The organism is Streptomyces sp. NPDC053432 (assembly GCF_055585365.1).
On the sequence record NZ_JBVJKF010000044.1, the window covers coordinates 1 to 19,893 of the forward strand.

Annotated in this window: 15 protein-coding genes and 2 CRISPR repeat arrays; of the genes, 14 read left to right on the forward strand and 1 reads right to left on the reverse strand. The window is 69.2% G+C overall.

Annotated features, from left to right (window positions below):
* The first annotated feature begins 123 nt into the window (after nucleotides 1-123).
* Nucleotides 124-397: direct repeats of the CRISPR family, unit length 29 nt; unit sequence GTCGACCCCGCGCCCGCGGGGATGCTCCG.
* 1,339 nt (nucleotides 398-1,736) lie between these two features.
* The 9 genes from cas3 (at nucleotide 1,737) to ACZ6Y1_RS37000 (ending at nucleotide 15,402) form a co-directional block, all read left to right on the forward strand.
* Nucleotides 1,737-4,583 carry a CRISPR-associated helicase Cas3' gene (cas3, locus tag ACZ6Y1_RS36960; RefSeq protein ID WP_469640497.1) on the forward strand — a complete coding sequence of 949 codons (2,847 nt, stop codon included), beginning with the start codon at nucleotides 1,737-1,739 and terminating at the stop codon, nucleotides 4,581-4,583.
* 267 nt (nucleotides 4,584-4,850) lie between these two features.
* Nucleotides 4,851-6,557 (forward strand): type I-E CRISPR-associated protein Cse1/CasA, encoded by a 1,707-nt coding sequence (gene casA / locus ACZ6Y1_RS36965; RefSeq protein ID WP_469640468.1) that lies wholly within the window; start codon nucleotides 4,851-4,853, stop codon nucleotides 6,555-6,557.
* A gap of 129 nt (nucleotides 6,558-6,686) precedes the next feature.
* On the forward strand, nucleotides 6,687-7,292 hold the full coding sequence (casB, locus tag ACZ6Y1_RS36970; RefSeq protein WP_469640470.1) for a type I-E CRISPR-associated protein Cse2/CasB: 606 nt from the start codon (nucleotides 6,687-6,689) through the stop codon (nucleotides 7,290-7,292).
* A 108-nt stretch (nucleotides 7,293-7,400) separates the two neighbouring features.
* Complete coding sequence (cas7e, locus tag ACZ6Y1_RS36975) at nucleotides 7,401-8,555, forward strand: type I-E CRISPR-associated protein Cas7/Cse4/CasC (RefSeq protein WP_469640473.1); 1,155 nt, start codon at nucleotides 7,401-7,403, stop codon at nucleotides 8,553-8,555.
* Nucleotides 8,552-9,349, forward strand: a complete 798-nt coding sequence (gene cas5e, locus ACZ6Y1_RS36980; protein ID WP_469640475.1) for a type I-E CRISPR-associated protein Cas5/CasD — start codon at nucleotides 8,552-8,554, stop codon at nucleotides 9,347-9,349. Before cas7e ends, cas5e begins: the two co-directional genes overlap by 4 nt.
* Before the next feature lie 5 nt (nucleotides 9,350-9,354).
* The gene (gene cas6e / locus ACZ6Y1_RS36985; protein WP_469640499.1) at nucleotides 9,355-10,110 is read left to right on the forward strand and encodes a type I-E CRISPR-associated protein Cas6/Cse3/CasE; all 756 of its coding nucleotides are present in this window, start codon (nucleotides 9,355-9,357) and stop codon (nucleotides 10,108-10,110) included.
* A gap of 6 nt (nucleotides 10,111-10,116) precedes the next feature.
* Nucleotides 10,117-11,124 (forward strand): type I-E CRISPR-associated endonuclease Cas1e, encoded by a 1,008-nt coding sequence (gene cas1e, locus ACZ6Y1_RS36990; RefSeq protein WP_469640477.1) that lies wholly within the window; start codon nucleotides 10,117-10,119, stop codon nucleotides 11,122-11,124.
* A complete protein-coding gene (gene cas2e / locus ACZ6Y1_RS36995; protein ID WP_469640479.1) occupies nucleotides 11,121-11,426 on the forward strand; it encodes a type I-E CRISPR-associated endoribonuclease Cas2e in 306 nt (101 codons plus the stop codon). Before cas1e ends, cas2e begins: the two co-directional genes overlap by 4 nt.
* Nucleotides 11,427-11,447: 21 nt before the next feature.
* A CRISPR array of direct repeats spans nucleotides 11,448-13,612; the repeat unit is 29 nt; unit sequence GTCGACCCCGCGCCCGCGGGGATGCTCCG.
* Nucleotides 13,613-14,823: 1,211 nt separating this feature from the next.
* Nucleotides 14,824-15,402 carry a hypothetical protein gene (locus ACZ6Y1_RS37000; RefSeq protein ID WP_469640481.1) on the forward strand — a complete coding sequence of 193 codons (579 nt, stop codon included), beginning with the start codon at nucleotides 14,824-14,826 and terminating at the stop codon, nucleotides 15,400-15,402.
* Nucleotides 15,403-15,503: 101 nt separating this feature from the next.
* Here ACZ6Y1_RS37000 and ACZ6Y1_RS37005 read toward each other — a convergent pair whose 3' ends face one another.
* A complete protein-coding gene (locus ACZ6Y1_RS37005; RefSeq protein WP_469640483.1) occupies nucleotides 15,504-15,905 on the reverse strand; it encodes a hypothetical protein in 402 nt (133 codons plus the stop codon).
* 588 nt (nucleotides 15,906-16,493) lie between these two features.
* On the opposite strand from ACZ6Y1_RS37005, the gene ACZ6Y1_RS37010 reads away from it, so the two are divergent.
* From ACZ6Y1_RS37010 to ACZ6Y1_RS37030, 5 genes are all read left to right on the forward strand, one after another.
* The gene (locus ACZ6Y1_RS37010) at nucleotides 16,494-16,898 is read left to right on the forward strand and encodes a hypothetical protein (RefSeq protein ID WP_469640485.1); all 405 of its coding nucleotides are present in this window, start codon (nucleotides 16,494-16,496) and stop codon (nucleotides 16,896-16,898) included.
* 118 nt (nucleotides 16,899-17,016) lie between these two features.
* Nucleotides 17,017-17,433: a hypothetical protein gene (locus ACZ6Y1_RS37015; protein ID WP_469640487.1), complete on the forward strand. Its 417-nt coding sequence runs from the start codon at nucleotides 17,017-17,019 to the stop codon at nucleotides 17,431-17,433.
* A gap of 80 nt (nucleotides 17,434-17,513) precedes the next feature.
* A complete protein-coding gene (locus tag ACZ6Y1_RS37020; protein ID WP_469640490.1) occupies nucleotides 17,514-17,954 on the forward strand; it encodes a hypothetical protein in 441 nt (146 codons plus the stop codon).
* Between the two features lie 197 nt (nucleotides 17,955-18,151).
* The gene (locus tag ACZ6Y1_RS37025) at nucleotides 18,152-19,156 is read left to right on the forward strand and encodes a DUF932 domain-containing protein (protein ID WP_469640492.1); all 1,005 of its coding nucleotides are present in this window, start codon (nucleotides 18,152-18,154) and stop codon (nucleotides 19,154-19,156) included.
* A gap of 170 nt (nucleotides 19,157-19,326) precedes the next feature.
* Nucleotides 19,327-19,581, forward strand: coding sequence for a hypothetical protein (locus ACZ6Y1_RS37030; RefSeq protein WP_469640494.1), 255 nt, complete (start codon nucleotides 19,327-19,329; stop codon nucleotides 19,579-19,581).
* Nucleotides 19,582-19,893: the final 312 nt, after the last annotated feature.

Sequence of the window (19,893 nt, forward strand, 5' to 3'; positions counted from 1 at the left end):
CCCGCCAACACCGGGGAATGAACAACATCAACTGACGGACCGGGGGTCAATCTTCAACCGGCCAGGGTGGGTCACGATTCAAGCGCCGCCGACACGAGACGACGCGACCGCGGCCTATGCAGTGTCGACCCCGCGCCCGCGGGGATGCTCCATGTGCGCCGCGCTCCAGTCCGAGCGCCCGCACGTCGACCCCGCGCCCGCGGGGATGCTCCGTAGACGGCTCCTTCGTGTGCCGCCTGGAACGGGTCGACCCCGCGCCCGCGGGGATGCTCCGGGCGGGAAGGGCAACGGCGGAGGCGGCGCCGGGTCGACCCCGCGCCCGCGGGGATGCTCCGGAGTACGCCTACCGGGCTCGCCGTGATGAGCGGTCGACCCCGCGCCCGCGGGGATGCTCCGTAGCCGTGCCGTGCCGATCTGCCCCGAGAACCGTGACGTCGACCTTGCTACCGCGCCCGCGGGGCCGACGGCGCTGCTCCCCAGACTCGGCCGAAGGGCAAGTCGGTGATCAAGTCGACCCCGCGCCAGCGGGGATGCTCCGGGATTGGGCATGACGAGCATGCCCGAGCGGATGTCGACCCCGCGCCCGCGGGGATGCTCCGGCGTACACGGCGGATGAACCCGGCCGCGATGAGTCGACCCCGCGCCCGCGGGGGTGCTCCAGGGGAGTACGCGGCGATGTGCCGACACCTTGGTTCGACCCCGCGCCCGCGGGGATGCTCCTGTACGGAGGGGAGATGACCAAGACGCAGTTGTGTCGACCCCGCGCCCGCGGGGTTGCTCCGCGGCTGTACGCCGCGCTGCACGTCCTCAGCGTGTCGACCCTGCGCCCGCGGGGATGCTCCGGAACTCTGGCTGGAGACGCTGCCGGGCGACAAGTCGACCCCGCGCCCGCGGGGATGCTCCGTGCATCAGGGAGCGGGCGTTGCAGGTGGCGTAGTCGACCCCGCGCAGCGGGGATGCTCCGCGGTTCGGTGCGTGGCGCCGGCCGCCCATGACGTCGCCCCCGCCCCCGCGGGGATGCTCCGTACACCGAGGCGACCCCCGGCGGCCCCGTTGAGGTCGACCCCGCCCGCGGGGATGCTCCGGACTGGCGCATCACGGTCAACTTGCCGCCTGTGTCGACCCCGCGCCCGCGGGGATGCTCCCGCTTCTCTCCTCGGCTACTTGGCGTCACCACCGTCGACCCCGCCCCCGTGGGGCGGGATGCTCCGTCATCCTGGGAGACGGCGAGTATCGAGCTTCAGCCGCCCCCCCGGCGGGGATGCTCCGTAGTAGTCGGCGACGGGCCCTTGGCTCTGCCAGTCGACCTCGCGCCCGCGGGGACGCTTCGGGCGAGGTGCCTAACTGGGTGCGGCCGATGAGGTCGACCCCGCGGCCGCGGGGATGCTCCGACGGTACCCGGGTCGACCTGGACCGAGGCGCGGTCGGCCCCGCGCCCGCGGGGATGCTCCGGACGTCACCACGATGAAGGTCGTGACTTGTCGACCCCGTCCCGCGGAGATGCTCCACCTGGTCGTACTCCGTGCGCTACGGAATGTGCGGCGTGTGGTCGACCCGGCGCTCGGTGGAGACGTTTTGTCCCGCGAACGGTGGACCGTGGGACGCATCTGCGCGTTGAGTTGATTTTTGCAGGTCAGGCTGTGTTGTCAGTGCTGGCTTCTAATCTCGGGGGTTCGTCGGACGATGGAGGCCTGGTGGACTTACAGCAGCTGCACGAGCGGTATGAGCCTGCTGTGGTGAGTGCTTTGGAGGCGTTGTGGGGGAAGTCGCGGGAACGGGCTGCGGGCACTACGAGCCTTTTGATGGGGCATCTCCTGGACACTGCTGCGGTTGCCGAGTTGTTGTGGGAGGGCCTCCTTGCGCCTTCGACGCGGTCGGCTCTGGATGTGGTTGCCGGTGGGCCGGGGCGGGGGCGGGGGTTGTTTGCCTGGCTGTGTGGGGTCCATGACTGTGGGAAGGCGACGCCGGTCCATCAGCGTTTGTGGCCTGTGGGTGCGGAGGCGGTCCGGCGGTCGGGGCTGACCTGGGTGGAGTCGGCTGCTGTGGCGGGGGTGAAGACCAAGAGGCGCTGGCGTCATGACTGGGCCGGCGGGTTGCTGGCGCGTGAGCTGTTGACCTCCGCCGGCTGGAGTCCGGAGCAGGTGGACTGGGTGTGGCCCTTGGTGGCGGGACATCACGGCGCCTTTCCGTCGCTGAGGGATGTGCAGGAGCCCAGGACGGCCAAGGGGCAGCTGCGGGGGAGGGGGCTTTGGCACCAGGTTCAGCAAGCCGTGCTGGATGTATTCACGCGTGAGTTGGGGTTCGGGAGCCTGTGTGAGCTGCAGCCTGTGCTGGTTCCGTCGAAGGCGCTGCAGCTGCAGCTCAGCGGTCTGGTGGTCATGGCGGACTGGATCGCGAGCGATGAACGCTTCTTCCAGGGTACGGATGACCTGCGCACAGTGGGTCTGAGTGCGTCCCGTGATCGGGCAGCGGCAGCATGGACGGCATTGGGCCTCCAGCGGGGCTGGGGGGCCCTCGCCGTTCCTGGGCCCGAAGCATTTCGGGACCGGTTCGGATGCACGCCTCGCCCGTCGCAGGCCATGGTGGTCGATGCCGCGCGCCGCATGGGCGGTGCGGGGCTGATGGTGATCGAAGCTCCCATGGGGGAAGGCAAGACGGAGGCCGCTCTGGCGGCGGCGGAAGTCCTTGCGGCCAGGTTCGGTGCTGATGGCGTCTTTGTGGGGATGCCGACCCAGGCGACCAGCGATCCGATGTTCACTCGTACTCGGCGGTGGCTGGGGGCCATCGACCCGGACCTGGCGTCCCGGGTGGTATTGCTGCACGGCAAGAGGGCTTTCAACCGGGAGTGGAAGGCGCTGCTGGAGAACGCGGGAGCCTGCGCGGACGAGGCGTTTGCGGGAGTCGACGAGTTCGGGATGGACGACGACCCCTACGGTGTCCCGTACGAAGAGTGCGGCGTGCAGGAGCGGTTGGCACCCGCGGAGTGGTTCCTCGGGGCCAAGCGCGGCTTGCTGGCCCCGTTTGTCGTGGGCACTGTCGATCAGCTGTTGTACGCGGCGACCCGTACGCGGCATGTGATGCTGCGGATGGCGGGGCTTGCGGGCAAGGTCGTGGTGCTGGACGAGGTACACGCCTGTGACGTGTACATGAGTCAGTTTCTGGCGGAGGCACTGCGCTGGCTGGGCCAGGCGGGTGTGCCCGTGATCGTTCTTTCCGCGACGCTGGCCCCCGCTCAGCGGCAGACGCTCTTCGAGGCCTACCTCGCCGGTGCGGCGTCACAGGAGGAGTTCAAGGCCCAGGTCCCGGCCCCGCAGGGCTATCCGAGTGTCACGGCCGCATGGCTGCCAGTCTCGGGGCAGGCGCAGTTCCACGCGGAGGTGACGGAGAGCTGGCGCGAGGACCTTCCCGTGGCGGTGCGCGTGCTGCCGGAGAGGGTGCCCGGTGCACGATCGACGCGTGACGAACGACAGCGGCTGCATGCCGAGGCGGACGCCGGAGTAGGTGATCTGCTGGCGGATGAACTCGCCGGCGGGGGGACCGCGCTAGTCATCCGAAATTCTGTCGCACGGGCCCAGAGCCTCTATGAGGAATTGCGCGGGAGGTTCGGCGACGCCGAAGTGCGTCTTTTGCACGCCCGCTTCACGGTCGCCCGGCGTGCCGATCTGACGGAGGAAAGCCTGTGTCTGCTGGGTCCGCTGACGCCGAGGCCACGGGGCGGCCGGTTGATCCTGGTAGCGACCCAGCTTGCCGAGCAGTCCTTCGACGTCGATGCCGACCTGCTGGTCACGGATCTGGCCCCCGTCGACCTTCTGCTGCAACGCATCGGACGGCTGCACCGGCATGAAGGTACGTGGCGTCCGGGCCAGCTGAGCACGCCGAAAGTGTTCGTCACCGGCTTCCAGCCGTCAAAGGACGGTGAGCCGTCCTTCGTGTTCGCCAGCGAGATGATTTACGGGCGTCATTTGTTGCTGCGAACCGCTTCCGCCCTGCCGGGTGCCGGCAAGGGATGGTCGGTTCCCGGAGATGTCCCCGGCCTGGTGGAGAGCATCTACGGGACGGATGTGGCGTTGCTGCCAGCGGCGTGGCATGCGGCAGGTGAGGCCGCCGCCCGGGAGCAGAGCGACCGAGACCGTACTCGCGCAGAAGTGGCTCGAGAGTTCCTCCTGACCCGGGCCGGTGAGCACGAGCGCCGGACGCTGGCGGGTCTGCACTACGGCGGATCCACCGCGGGCGGCGACGAGGACTCGCTGCGCGCGGCGGTGCGCGATGGTGATGAATCGGTCGAGGTCATACTTGTGGTCCGGGACGAGGACGGCGCAGTCTTCCGCACGCTGGCGGGGCGAGCCCTGAGCGTCAACGGGGACGTGGCACCAGATGTGCTGGAGGAGGTGCTGGGCTCCATGGTGCGCTTGCCCTCGAACCTCACCCAACCGGCCCTGGCATTGAGTCCTCTGCCCGGCTGGCACGGGCATCCGTGGCTGCGGCGGACCCGCGCTCTGGTGCTCGACGCCTCACGCAGAGCCCGCGTAGGCGACTTCACCGTGTCATACGACGAAGAGTTCGGGCTCCGGCAGGTCCAGTAGCCGATGGCGCCGGCAGTAACCCCGTCCAAGGCGGGGGATGAGCCGCCGGACCGGAGCCCGGCGGCTCGGCACCCCGCCTGACGCGGGGACGACGCGAACCCTGAGCTGTGATGCAAACAGAAGAGGGGACCATCCCCGCAGCACGGTCCTCAGGAAGTGCCTTGCAGGGTCAACTACACGATTGTCGCATCCAGTTGCGGAGAAGTACCACAAGGCGCCAACGCCGCTGCTAGCTTCAAACAGAAGAGATTCCATCAAGGGGCACCGATGACCGATGGCTTTTCCCTGACAGACGACCCATGGCTGCACTTACCGTCGGCCACAGGCCAACCAGCACAGGTACGTTCCCTGCGTACAGCCCTGCTGGAGGCCCACGAGTTCGGCGACCTGGTGGTGGAGATCCCCACACAGAAACCGGCTGTGTTCCGGCAGATCCTCCTCCCCGTGATTCTCGCCGCCCTGGGACGCCCGGCCGATGAGCGCGAGTGGATGAACTGGCACTCCGCAGGACAGTGGTCGCAGCCGCAGCGTCTCAAACTAGAGGCGTATCTCGACGCGCACCGGCCGCTGTTCGACCTCTTCGATCCAGTTCAGCCCTTCGGGCAGGTCGCCGGCTTGACCACTGCGAGCGGCGAGACGAAGAACGCCGGGCTGATCGTCGCGACTGAAGCCACCGGCAACAACGTACCTCTGTTCGCTTCGCGTACAGAAGGCGACGCCATCTCGCTGACCCCGGCGCAGGCAGCACACTGGCTGCTCCACACGCAGTGCTGGGACACCGCAGCGATCAAAACGGGCGCCGTGGGCGACCCGCAGGCGAAGGCCGGAAAGACCACCGGAAACCCCACCGGGCCCCTCGGCCAGATGGGCATCACCCTGCTCGCGGGCAGAACACTCTTCGAGACGCTGCTGCTGAACATCCCCGTCGGAGCTCCACCTACGTCGAGCGACCTCCCCCAGTGGAAACGCCGAGATGCCGACGACCCGCGACCGGCCGGAACCCCCCAGTGGCAGACCCGAGCCCCCGAAGGCCTCCTGGACCTGTGGACCTGGCAGTCCCGCCGTATCCGGCTCTTCCCGGAAGTGACCGGCGAAGGCCTGCGGGTGACCGGGGTCCTGGTCGCCGCGGGGGACCGGATGCCGCACACGCCAGAGACCGAACCGCACACCATGTGGCGGCTGGAACCGACCGGCGGCCGGAATACGGCAAAGGACAAAGACGGCACCGCCTTGCCGCGCCGTCCGCTGCGGCTCCAGCCGGGGAAAGCCGTCTGGCGAGGCCTCGACGCACTGCTGGCACTCGAGCGTCAGTCCCGGGAGGCCGGACACAAGACGACCGGGTTCGCCACGAGCACGGTCCTTGACCAGGCCGGCAGCCTCATACCGGAACTGGGCGAGGACTACCCCCTACGTGTGGAACTCTCCGGTATCGCCTACGGCAACCAGTCAGCCGTGATCGACGACGTGATGTTCGACGCGCTCCCCCTGCCGTTGGCCGCCCTCGACGCCGACAGCGACGTCCGTTCCGCCCTCCTCGAAGTGGCCGAACAAGCAGAACAGCTGGCCACAGCGGTCAACCATCTCTCGGCTGACCTGCGCCGTGCGCTCGGCACCGAACCGATCCCCTGGGACAAGGGGCAGCGCCCCGGCGAACTCGTCCTGCACGCCCTGGACCAACCGGTGCGACGGCTCCTGGCGGGCCTGAGGCAAGTAGCGGGCCTGGAACGCATCGAAGCCGGCCAGCTCGCCTGGGAACAGCTCGCCTGGCGCCGAAGCGGAGAGATCGCTGACCGCCTTCTGCAGGCAGTCCCCGTCGCGGCATTCACGGGAAGAAGCACCCCCCAGGCAGACGGAAAGCCGCAGCGTACGCATCGCCTCCCGCTGGCCGAGGCCTCCTTCCTCAAACGCCGAGCGGAAATCCTCCACCGCGCCGACGCCTTCCGGCGCAGCAGCAGCCATCCCGACGACAAGTAGAGCGCCACGCCACAGCCCTTGCCCTTGTCCCCCTACGCCTCCACCTGCGCCGGAGTGATCCGGCCATCCATACGGGCATCCCTGCATGCCCCATGTGACACAGAGCCCCCATCACGTCTGGACACGGTCATGACCGAAGAAGACCACACGAAGCAGAGAATCTGGCACCGCTATATCGCCGCCGACGGAAGCTGGCGCCGCAAGACCGGCAGCGCAGCCGACAAACGCCCGCCCGGAGAGGACCTCGCAGTCCTCCGCAGGGGACTGGGCCAGCCCGCCGGAACCGTGCTGGAAATGTTCCCGTTCTACACCTGTCCGGTCGACGACTTCGCCGCGCGCCGCGGCGAAGTCTCAGCGGCACAGGAGGCCGAGCACATGGCGCTCGCTCTCTACGGACTGCACCAGCAGAGCCAGGACCGGCCCATGCACCGTGACGGAATCGGACTCGGCCGGGCCGTACTCGAACTCCGACGCCACGACCGAACCAGCGACGCGGCAGTCGACGCACGCTTCCAGCAGACGTTCTCCGCGACCTCGACGCCGGCGCTCCAACTGCGACTGCGCGGTTTGGTCACCCAGCTCAGGGACGTCAAACAGCCCCTGGACTACAACCGGCTCGCCTCCGACATCCTCCACTGGAACCGGCCCGACTCCCGCAACCGCGTACGCCGCCGCTGGGGCCTGGACTATTACGCCTGGAACCAGACGGCACCATCTCCACAACCCGGCCCCTGACATCACAGGCCCGGCCTCTGCCGGACACGGACGGTCTCGTCCCGTTCACGCGCATGCCGGTTGCAAGCCCACCGCGCACCGCCCACCCACACGACCTCGGAGCCACCCATGACCCAGCGCCTCTACATCGACGTGCATGTCATCCAGACTGTCCCGCCCGCCAACCTCAACCGGGACGACCAGGGCAACCCCAAGGAAGCTGTCTACGGCGGAGTCCGCCGCTCCCGCGTCTCCTCCCAAGCATGGAAGCGCGCATCCCGCAGGCACTTCGACGCCCAGATGCCCGAGCCCGAGCGCGCCACACGAACCAAGCGCATCACCAATGAACTCGTCACCCGGATCGCGGGCAACACCGGCCTGGACCACGACGACGCACGACCGATCGCCGCCGCACTGCTCGCCCAGCTGGGCCTGAGCCAGGGCAAGAAGGCCGGCGACACCGCCTACCTCCTCTTCTACGGCAACGCCCAGCTCGACGCGGTCGCCGAGCTGGTGAACAACCACGCACCCGACCTGGCAGCCCTGGACGAGAAAGCCCTGGCCGAAGCCGTCAAGGAACTGCCCGTCGCCCAAACCTTCACTACCGGGCACCCCGTGGGCGTCGCACTGTTCGGCCGCATGGTCGCCGACATCCCCAAACTCAACGTCGACGCCGCCGTACAGGTCGCCCACGCACTCTCCACCCACGAGACACAGCTCGAATTCGACTACTTCACCGCCGTCGACGACCAGAACGAGAAAGACGAAACCGGTGCCGGAATGATCGGCACCATCGGCTTCAACTCCGCCACCCTCTACCGCTACGCCACCGTCGGATTCGCCCAGCTGACCCACAACCTCGGCGGTGACACCCAAGCCGCCCTCGACGCACTCGACCAGTTCATCGACAGCTTCGCCCTCTCCACACCCACCGGCTACCAGAACGCCTTCGCTCACCGCACCAGGCCCAGCCTCGTGGCAGTCGTCGTACGCACCGACCAGCCAGTCAACCTGGTCTCCGCCTTCGAAGAGCCCGTCGCAGCCGAAGCCGGCATCCAGGCGAACTCCGCCCGCCGACTCGCCGAGGAACACATCACCGCCACACAGGTATGGGGCGACACACCCCTCTACAACGCCGCCAGCCACACCTTCACCACCAGCGAGCCCCGCACCAAGGACACCGCCCAAACCCTGACCCAAGCCTTCGGCGAACCCGTCACCTTCGCCGACCTGCGCACCACCCTGCGCTCCCGCATCACCACTGCGCTGGAGACCCAGGCGTGACCACCCCCGACCGAACCTCAGTCCTCCTGCTCCGGCTCGCCGGCCCGCTGCAGTCATGGGGCGACCGCAGCGCATTCAACCGACGCGAAACCCGACCCGAGCCCACGAAATCCGGAGTCGTCGGCCTCCTCGCCGCAGCCGCCGGCCGCCCGCGCCACGCGGCCCTGGACGACCTCGCCGGCCTCGGCCTGGCCATCCGCATAGACCAACCCGGCAGCATCCTGCGCGACTACCACACCGTGAGCGACTACCGCGGTCAGCCACTCCTTTCCGCCGCCGTGAACGCCAAACGCCAGCAGAAACCCACCTCACCTGCCAAGCACACACACATCACCCAGCGGTTCTACCTCCAGGACGCCGTCTTCCTCGCAGCAGTGGAAGGCCCCGAAGGCCTCATCACCACCCTCGAACACGCCGTACGCCACCCCGCGTTCCCCCTCGCCCTGGGCCGCCGCTCCTGCCCACCCACGCAGCCCCTATCCCTCGGGCAGCGCACCGGATCACTCGAAGACGCGCTGCGCGCGGAGCCCTGGCAAGCAACTCCCACCGTACGCAAACGCTGGGGCCGCCAGAACGGCAACGCAACCCACATCGACCTACCCGCCACCCTCGACGACCCGGCAGGCAACGAAGTCCGCGACGACGTGCCTGTGTCCTTCGCCCCCGGACGCCGGACCTTCACGACCCGCCGCACCCGACACACCTACCTTCAAGCCCCCACCGGCCTCACCCCCGACCCCGCACGCCACCAAAACACCGGTGGCCACGACCCCTTCGCCCTCCTGGGCTGGTGACCGACATGCCCTACCTCTCCCGCATTCGCATCAACCCGCTGCGCGCCGAAAGCCGCAGACTCCTCACCAGCCCGCGCGCCATGCACGCTGCCGTCCAAGGAGGCCTTCCCGGACTGCCCGAACAGGCACGCACCCTGTGGCGACTCGATCCGGACAACCCCCACCGCCCCCACCTGTTCGTCCTCACCACCGACAAACCGGACTGGACGCACCTCGTCGAACAGGCCGGATGGCCCGGCGCCGACGGTAAGCACTACGCCATACGCGACTACGCCCCGCTCCTGCAGCAACTCGCACCAGGACGCAGCTTCGCCTTCCGCCTCACCGCCAACCCCGTCCAGAACACCACCCGCCCCGACAAACCCACCACGCGTCAACAAACACGCATCGACGCCGGCAGCCGACGGCGCGGCTTCCGCCTCGGCCACCGCACCGCCGCCGCCCAACTCGACTGGTTCCTCACCCGCACCGCACGGTGGGGCTTCGACATCCCCCCAGCCCCCCACCTCGAGGCAACCCGCGACATCGACGACGAGTCTCCACGCGACATCCGCATCACCAACCGCCAACGCCGTTCCTTCGGCAAAGGACCAACCACGATGAAGGAAGCCCAAGTCGTCATGCACTCCGTCACCTTCGAAGGACGCCTGCGCGTCACCGACCCCACCCTGCTCACCGAACACCTCCTGAACGGCATCGGCCCCTCCAAGGCCTACGGATGCGGACTGCTCACCCTCGCCCCCCTCCCTGAAAGGCAATGACCACCCGTGCCCGACATCTGGTGGAAGGCCGATCCCCAGGACCTCCACCGCCTCGTCGACCGCGTCTCCAGCGTCTACGTAGAGCGAAGCCACCTGGACCGTGACGAGAACGCCGTCGTCATCATCAACAAGCAGCAGACGGTTCGAGTACCCGCAGCCATGGTGGCCGTCATGCTCCTAGGCCCCGGCACACGCGTTACCCACGGCGCTATCCGCCTGCTTGCCGACTCAGGCACCACCGTGTGCTGGGTAGGCGAGCAGGGCGTCCGCATGTACGCGGCCGGCCTTGGCCCCAGCCGGGGCGCCGGCCTCCTACACCGCCAAGCCTGGCTCGTCACCCGTCCCAAAGAACGACTCACCGTGGCCCGCACCATGTACGGCATGCGCTTCCCAGGCGAAGACGTCTCCACGCTCACCATGCAGCAACTCCGCGGCCGCGAAGGTAGCCGTGTCCGCAGGTTCTACCGCGCCCAGGCCGCCCGTACCGGCGTCACCTGGAACGGCCGCGTCTACAAGGCCGGCGACGCCTTCGCGGCTGGTGACGATCTCAACCGCCTTCTATCGGCGGCCAACGCCGCTCTGTACGGCATCTGCCACGCTGTCATCGTAGGACTTGGAGCCAGTCCGGGACTCGGCTTCGTCCACACCGGCAAAGCCACATCCTTTGTCCTGGACATTGCAGACCTCTACAAGGCCGAGTACACCATCCCGCTCGCTTTCGACCTCGCCGCGCGAGGCCTCACAGAAGAACGCGACGCTCGCCTCGGCCTTCGAGACCTCATCGCCCGCGACAAACTCCTCGGCCGCATCGTCACCGACATCAAGAACCTTCTCACCCCTGAAGGAGCGGACTTCGAAGACGCCGAAGTGAACCTCCTGTGGGACGAACACCTCGGCGTCGTCCCGGGCGGTACAAATTACGCCAGCTCCGGTGATCTTTCGGCGCATGGCATGACCGACAACCACATCGCGGTCATCGGACCCGAGATCAACGAGGCCGAGCCATCGCTATGACCGTCATCATCCTCATCGCGGCCCCGGAAGGTCTCCGCGGACACCTCACGCGCTGGATGGTCGAGGCCAGCGCTGGTGTATTCGTCGGCAACCCCAGCCGCCGCATCCGCGACCGCCTTTGGGAACTTCTTGCCGTCAGAATCGGCGACGGCCAGGCCATCCTCATCGAACCCGCCGTCAACGAACAGGGTTGGGCTGTCCGGACCGCAGGCTGCGATCGTTGGCGGCCGGTCGACTTCGATGGGCTGATTCTGTCCGCCCGCCCCCAGAAACAACTAAACGAAAACAGTTACTCGGGCTGATGAACCGCCAGCTCAGATGGTGTCGACCCCGCGCCCGCGGGGATGCTCCGTCAGTGACTTTGCGGCAGCCGCCGCAGCCCGCGTCGACCCCGCGCCCGCGGGGATGCTCCGGCCACCGTCCCAGAGACGGCCACATTGGCCAGGTCGACCCCGCGCCCGCGGGGATGCTCCGCGGGACGCGGCCTCGGAGGCCTTGGCCGGATGGTCGACCCCGCGCCCGCGGGGATGCTCCTCCAACTCCGCTTCTTCGGTGTCGACTTCCGCAGTCGACCCCGCGCCCGCGGGGATGCTCCCCGGAGCCCCCTCCCGCTCCGGCGCCGGTGGCAGTCGACCCCGCGCCCGCGGGGATGCTCCGCACATCGGTCGGCCCTGCGTGTCGATGAGGAAGTCGACCCCGCGCCCGCGGGGATGCTCCGGCCGGCGGCACCATGACCGGCGACCTCACCATGTCGACCCCGCGCCCGCGGGGATGCTCCGGTGTGTCACTTGCGGCCCCCACCGCGGCGCATGTCGACCCCGCGCCCGCGGGGATGCTCCCTGTGAGCGGCGGTACGACCAGGCCGAACGCCAGTCGACCCCGCGCCCGCGGGGATGCTCCGGCACGCATCGACCGCGAGGTCAAGGCAGTCAAGGTCGACCCCGCGCCCGCGGGGATGCTCCGACGTTATGCGCTACCAGGAGGGTGCATGAAGGGTCGACCCCGCGCCCGCGGGGATGCTCCGGCGCCACGGGCGCCGCCTTCGGACCTCGCGTTGTCGACCCCGCGCCCGCGGGGATGCTCCGACGCAGGCCAGAGCGCCGAAGGCAAGGGTTCCGTCGACCCCGCGCCCGCGGGGATGCTCCGCCATGTCGCACATGCTCTGCATGGTCTGTGCGGTCGACCCCGCGCCCGCGGGGATGCTCCTCGACGTCGAGCACGACCGCATCGTCACCGCGTGTCGACCCCGCGCCCGCGGGGATGCTCCGCAGAGTGTCCATCCCGCGCAACGGCGCACGCTGTCGACCCCGCGCCCGCGGGGATGCTCCGGCCGTGTGAGCCATGGCCATCACCGGCACGTGGTCGACCCCGCGCCCGCGGGGATGCTCCGGCCGTGTGAGCCATGGCCATCACCGGCACGTGGTCGACCCCGCGCCCGCGGGGATGCTCCGCTCGTCCATGCGTGCGTCCCGTGTGCGATCGAGTCGACCCCGCGCCCGCGGGGATGCTCCGCGGATCGGACTCCCGGCGGAGCCCCCGGAAGAGTCGACCCCGCGCCCGCGGGGATGCTCCGACGCGCACTCGGCCGCCATGGCACCGTTCTCGGTCGACCCCGCGCCCGCGGGGATGCTCCGGCCATCCACGAGCTCGGCTACCACATCCAGGAGTCGACCCCGCGCCCGCGGGGATGCTCCGGCGCGAGCCTCTGGGTCCGCGGTTTCCAGTAGGTCGACCCCGCGCCCGCGGGGATGCTCCGACGCGAACCGCCCAGGCCGCGTGATGCATCGGGTCGACCCCGCGCCCGCGGGGATGCTCCGGCCTTCTGGACCGGGGCCGCCGACTCGTCGACGTCGACCCCGCGCCCGCGGGGATGCTCCGATCTCCGGCGCCGGCTTCCGGTGTCCGACCGCGTCGATCCCGCGCCCGCGGGGATGCTCCGCGGTGCAGCCGTCCGGCGAGCCAGACCAGAACGTCGACCCCGCGCCCGCGGGGATGCTCCGGCGGGCCGGACGGTGGTGACGAACTGCCGCTCGTCGACCCCGCGCCCGCGGGGATGCTCCGACGCGGTCGAGGAGACCGTTCTGCATCATCGCGTCGACCCCGCGCCCGCGGGGATACTCCGACGGCCGCTGAGATCGAGCGGAACGCCGCCGCGTCGACCCCGCGCCCGCGGGGATGCTCCGGGAGCGACACTGTGACCGCCCTCCGCTTCGAGGTCGACCCCGCGCCCGCGGGGATGCTCCGGAGTGACGGTCGCGGCCGCGTACAGGCAGGGGGTCGACCCCGCGCCCGCGGGGATGCTCCGGCGTCTTCGAGCAGTGGGTCGAGCACGGCATGGTCGACCCCGCGCCCGCGGGGATGCTCCGTTCGTCAAGCCCCGTCTCAAGAGCCCCGGCTCGTCGACCCCGCGCCCGCGGGGATGCTCCGAGCAGCGCGACGGGGACAGCGACGAGGAGAACGTCGACCCCGCGCCCGCGGGGATGCTCCTCTTGGGCAGGTCGACCCTGCGCCCGCGGGGATGCTCCCGGGGGCTCACCGGCCGGGCTGGTGACCCTGCGGTCGACCGCGCCCGCGGGGATGCTCCGTCCCCGCGCAGCTCTCCCTCGTGACCCCGGCGGTCGACTCCGCGCCCGCGGGGATGCCGCGGGCTTGCGCAGCGCGTCAGACACGGCCGAGCGTGTCGCGACGCCCCCGATCGAGGAGCGACCGGGCGTGTCGTGCTCGAGACCTCGCTGAACCGCGCATCGTCGACCTGCAGTGAACCGTCGCAGGTAGGACGAGCGGTGCGCCCAGCCAGCGGGCACGGCGCCCGATTCGAGTCCCACGTCCTGAGATGCTCATGGACCCGGACGGCCAGATAGCTCGGCGCTTTGCGCTCATCACCCCCGGGGAGCGAAGCAGGCTTCGAGCCGCCCGCTGGGGAAGGCACTGAGACGGCCCTGCGTCATCCGGCCCGGCGTCGGTCCCGCCTCGCCGCTGCTGGGGACCGGGCGGCTTCCGGCTGGAAGCGCTGGAACCAAAAGGCCAGGCAAGGGGGGAACCATGAAGGGAATGCAAGGGGGGACCCCCGAGGGGGATGAATGAGGGGAAGCTGTGATGCCTGGGCTGCTGCATTTCCGCAGGTGGGCGCGGCTTTGGGCGCCGGTGAGTGCTCAGACATTAGGTCTGGGCGGGGTGAAGGGGCTGGGGGGAGGCGGTTGGGGGCCGTGGTTCTGGGAGGGTTTGAAGGCTGGAAGTTGGGAGAGGGCGTCGGGTTGTGGGAAGAGGGTGTGGAGGGCGGTTTGGCGGTGGAGGGGGAGGCGTGGAGCAGGGGAGCGGAAGGCGGAGGGGCAGGCGGGGGAGTGGAGCGGTGTGGGGGTGAAAGAGATGTGGCCGGCGCCCACTTCCGCCGGGGCGGGTGGCAAGGGCGCCGGCCTACCGAAGAACACACCTTGGGAGAACCCCACATGCGTCTCACGACCGAGCATAGCTCTCGGCTGATCCCCGGGCACGCACACCGCACCTTGCTCTCATAGTGCGGTATATTTTTTCTTCTTGCGCTGGGGTCCGCCAGCGCTCCGCATCTACCGGGAGGTCGGGCTTGTGATCCGCGCTGGACGAACGGCCGTCGGGCGGGAGGAACTCGCCGTCGTCCTGGGTATGAAGTGGGCCGCCTTCCGACGGGCCAAGCCCTACAGTGCGGACGGTTTCCCTGAGCCGGTGAGTTCCCAGGACTCGAGGGTCCTGCTGTGGGATCTGGAGCAGGTAGAGGCTTACCGGGATGGCCGGCCGCAGCCGGCCATCCCGGATGTTGAGCATGAGGAGGATCTGCTCGACCGCCGAGAGGCGGCCGTCCTGCTTGATGTGAAGCCGCGCAGCGTGGACAGCTACAAGACCGACCCTTGCCTTGCCGACCGTGTCGTGGTCGTGGGTGGGGTGGAGCATTGGCCGCGGTCTGCCGTGCTCGCTTACGCAGCTGGCCGCGGAAGCATGGGCGCCCCCAGCGGGCGGCCGAAGGGATCAGGCGACATGGTTCCCCGGGATCTGCTTCCCGGCCGGATCGCCGAACTCCTCGACGCGGACCCTGCGGTGACGGCTGCCTACGCCGTTGAGGTCCTTGGTGTCTCCGTCCCGGCCGCTCAGCGGCATCTGCAGCAGGGGCGCGCGGCGCGGATCGTCGCGCTGATGCGTTCAGAGCCAGGGCTCGGCGCCGAAGGGGCGGCGGACAGTCTCGGCTATCCACCGGCGGTCCGACGGGCCGCCCTGAAGGCCGCTCAGGAGCTCTATGACGCCTCCTAGTGCGCCGCGGGCGCCGACTTGCCCTTGAGGGGGCGGCAGCAGGCCGGGACGTTGTTGGCGAAGCAACCGGGCCTGTCTCGGCCTCTGGACGGAATGAGGGCCTACATCGTCCCGGCGGCCCGGAACCGCTCGAACGCCGAGTCCCCTGGCGGCAACAGGCCGGCCCTCACCATCGCCGCGCCGAGCTCCAGCTTGCGCTCCTCCTCCGCGCACTCCAAGCCGCACTGGATGATCTGCGCGACCATCTCGGTGGTCCCGGCCAGGAAGATCGACCCGCTGTCCGCCTGGTAGAACCAGGCCTCGTAGACGTGCGACCCGTCGGCCACCACGTCCCAGAGCTCGCAGAAGTTCAGCACCGTTTCGTCCTTAGGATCCGAGGAGAGGCGCCGGTCAGCCGGGAGATCCTCATCGTCGTAGGCGGCACCGCAGAGCACGACCTGCCTGACCTGGACGGGATTGAGCTGCGCCACCGAAGTGATCTGTCGCCTGTTGGTGAATGCCATGCCCGGAAGCTAGCAGGGCCCGCCGACAGGAACCGCCCAGCCCCTGGGGGCGGGACCTTCGGGTCGGATGCAAAACCTTTGGGAGCACGCCATGCGAGCCTGAATTGGCCAACACATCCCTGTGGCCCCGTCAAGGCATTTCAGCCCGGCGGGTGGCGGGCGTTGCGGGTCCGGTGCCGCCCAGGGTTGGGGCGGCTCCGCTGCGCTGCGCCGCCCCAACCCCGCGTGCCGGGCTCCGCTTCGCTGCGCCCGGACCGAGCGCTGCGCGCTCTCACGCGCTGCGGGATACGGCAGCCGGCCGCTGTGTTCGCTTCGCTCTCACAGAGGCCTCGCTTCGCGCTGCCGTATCCCTTGCCCTCGCCGCTACGCGGCGAGGGTGCTGGGCGTCACCGGCCCCGCAATGCCCGCCACCCGCCGGGCTGCAAACCCCCTGTGACCTGCGAATACTTCACTCTTTCGGGTCGCCCCGAGAGCGCGTTACCCACACCGAATGCTCTCCTAATGCGATAGCATTCTCTTGTCGGTGAGGGGATGTGGCAAGACCCACCGGCACCGAAGATTCCCCGGCCCTCGACCTTTTGGAGAGCTGTGACCACGGACGCCAAGCCCTTCGCGTTGATCCTGCAGAACGACGGCGGTTTCGTCCTCGCCGACTGGACCCCCACCACTACCCCGCACGAACTGCTCATCAGCGAAGGGATCCATGAGCCGGGCCGGATGCGCCCGCATCGGGCCGACCCGGCTCTGACGGTCTGGTCAGACTACGAGGCCCTGTGGAAGGACGTGGCGGCCAACCACAGCGCCCAGCAGTTGCTGAACATCCCGTACATCTTCTGCGGCCCGGTCGTGCTGACCGGCGCGATCCCTTACAGCTACGCCGTCGAGGCGGAAGGCCTGGCGCTGGACCAGGCGCTTGAGCTCATCGAGCGTCACTTGTCCGGCAAGCGGATGCTGATGCGCGGCCTGCGCATCCCCGCGCAGCCCACCCGCTGACAGTCCGTCACGGTCGGCCGGGACTCTTCGCCCGGCCGACCCGACCGCCCTGCGGGGCCGGAGTGGCACCCGGCCCCGCAGGGCCTACCGAAGAACCACCACCGCGAAAGGCAGAGTCATGACTCTGGAAATCTCGGTCAGGCAGCGCGCCGAGAACCTGTTGTACAGCGTCTTCGACGCGGCCGAGGATGGTTGTCACGTCCTCACGGTCAGCACGGGTGGCCCGGCCGTCGTCGTCTGGTTTCACAACGAAGGCCGCCGGACCTACCTCGGTGGAGGGGCCGACATGGACGACGCCGTCCGCGTCATGGCCGCCGCCCTCCACAGTGAGGTGTGCGGCGTGTTCCTGCGCAGCAGGGAGAACGGGCAGAGCCAGGACCGGGCGTGGGGTTGGCGTGTACGCGGTACCGTCGCGACCCCGCTCACGGCCGATGAAGTGGGGGCCGCGTGCTGCGGCGAGGGGCCGACCGGCGGACCTGGCCAGTCGGTGGAGGGCCAGTACTACGACGATGCCCCTCACATCTGCCTGACCTAGCACTGCAGTGCCCCCTGTGGGGCCGGGAGTGGCACCCGGCCCCATAGGCCGACCGTTGAACACGATGAAGGAGTACGTTCATGACCGACTCCCCGGCACCCGAGTCCAGCATCGGGCGGATCCTGGCCCGCCGCAGCATGACCCTTATGCGTTCCGTGGCCCAGGCCGCCGGTGACGGCCTGCACCACCTCACGGTCGTTCTCGCGACCGACGAGGGGGTCGGTGAGGCCCAGTGCCTCATCACGGGCCCTGTCCTGGGTGAGGACGACCCGAGTGACTTGCTCGTCAGCGTTGCTTTCCTGCTGACCGGAACCACGATGGGCGCGAACGCCATGCTGGCCGCCCGCACCCTGGAGCCGGACGGCGGCGTGCGGTTCATGTCCTGGATGGTCAGCGATCTCACCGCGCACCCGGCCACGGCCGAGCAGAGCCACGTGGCCTACTGCATCGCCGAGAACCGTGACCTCTGGGACCCGCTGCCCGCCTCGGTCACGATCGTGGACGCCCCCGCGCTCGTCTGACCCCGCCGCGGCCAGGCCGGCCGCCGCACGTACCGGGCGGCCCCCCGTACGCGCCATCACCCTCAGCACTCCCATCCCAGCCGGGCGGGCATCTCGGCCTGCCCGCGAACACCCTGAACCACTGACCCGAGCCCGCCAGCGGTGGGGGAGTGGCACCCCCGCCGATCCGTAGAACATCCGTGAAGGAGACACATCCCATGGCACACGAGATCGAGCAGTTCAGCGACGGTACGGCCGCGTTCGTCAGCGCGCGTGAAAGCGCGTGGCACAAGCTGGGCACGGTGACCGCCGATGCACTGACCGCCGAAGACGCGATGCGTCTGGCGGCCCTGGATGGATGGAACGTCCGTCTGGTGGACCTGCACGCCACCGAGCTGACGGCCGAGGGCGCGACCGTGGTGGACGTGCCGAACCACCGGGCGAGCGTGCGTACCCACCCCAAGACCGGGCTTCCTGAGAACCTCGGAGTGGTCGGCCCCGACTACACGCCGGTTCAGAACGAGGAACACGCCGAGTTCCTGAACTTCCTCGCCGACGAGTCGGGAGCGCATTTCGAGACGGCCGGATCCCTGCGAGGCGGCCGCCAGGTGTTCCTGACGATGAAGCTGCCTCAGACCATGACCATCGGATCCAGCGACAACGTGGACCTCTACATTGCCGCGTTCAACTCCCACGACGGCAGCAGCGCATTCCGGATCGTGGTCACCCCCGTGCGGGTGGTGTGCGCGAACACGCTGCGCGCTGGACTGCGGAACGCGAAGAGCAGCTACACCGTCCGGCACACCTCGGGAGCGCGCGGCCGCATCGCACAGGCCCGCCAGGCTCTGGGACTCACCTTCAGGTACGCCGAGGAGTTCGAGAAGGCCGCACAGCGCATGCTCGACACGGAGATGACCACTCCCATGCTGCGTACGGTCGTCGACAAGCTGTGGCCCGTCGCCGACGCCGACAGCACCCGCAAGAAGAACAACCAGCAGTCCCGTTGGTACACCATCCGCAACCTGTTCGAGCAGGCCGACACCCAGGCGGGCATCCGTGGAACGGCGTGGGCGGGATACAACGCGATCACCGAGTACGCCAACCACATCGCCCCTGCACGCGGCGCAAGCCCGGACCTGAAGAGCGCCGCCCGCGCGGAGCGCGTGATCTCCGGCACCGCCGACGACGTGATGGAACGGGCCTTCCAGCTGATCACCGTCTGACCTCCGCCGCCCGGTCGCAACCCCATGGGGGTGGGGCGGGAGCAACCGCCCCACCCCCATGGGCCACAAAATCCAGTTTGAATCTGGACACAAGAATGAAGCAACTGTGCCGGATGCCTTTCCTGTCACACCGTTGCACAGTGCCCCCGACAGCAGCGAGGAGTAACAGCATGTCCGACACCCTGTTTCGCGCGCTTGACCTCATCGAGCCCGGTGACCTCGTCCTCTACCACGGCAGCCTGACGGACCGGCACGGCCTGTACCTCGCCGTCCCCTGCGACTGCATCCCCTGCGTCCGAGAAAACCACAGGGGCAGCAACGACGTCCGTTACCGGCTGATCGACCCCTTCGAGGAAGAGCCGGACGCACCTACGCTGCGATGCGCACGCCGCCAATCCATCAGCCGATCCACCGCCAACGCCTGAGACGCAACTCGACAGGACTCCCTGCCGTTGCCAGCCGGGCCCGCTTGCGGGCCCCTGAGTCCGAAGGCGAAGCCGGAGGACTCGGGGTGGGAGCGAAGCGGACACCCCAAGAGGCCGAAGGCCGTGACCCCGTGAAACGGGGTCACCCCGGCCCGCGCAGCGGGCAGTTCGAGACCGAGCGAAGCGAGGTCCCGAACCAGTCCGGAGCGAAGCGCAGGACACCGGCCCGAAGGGCCGGCCCTGGCTCGGCGAAGCCGAGCCGCCGAGCGCAGCGAGGCGGTTTCTCTCCTGGGGCGCGCAGCGCCCCAGGGA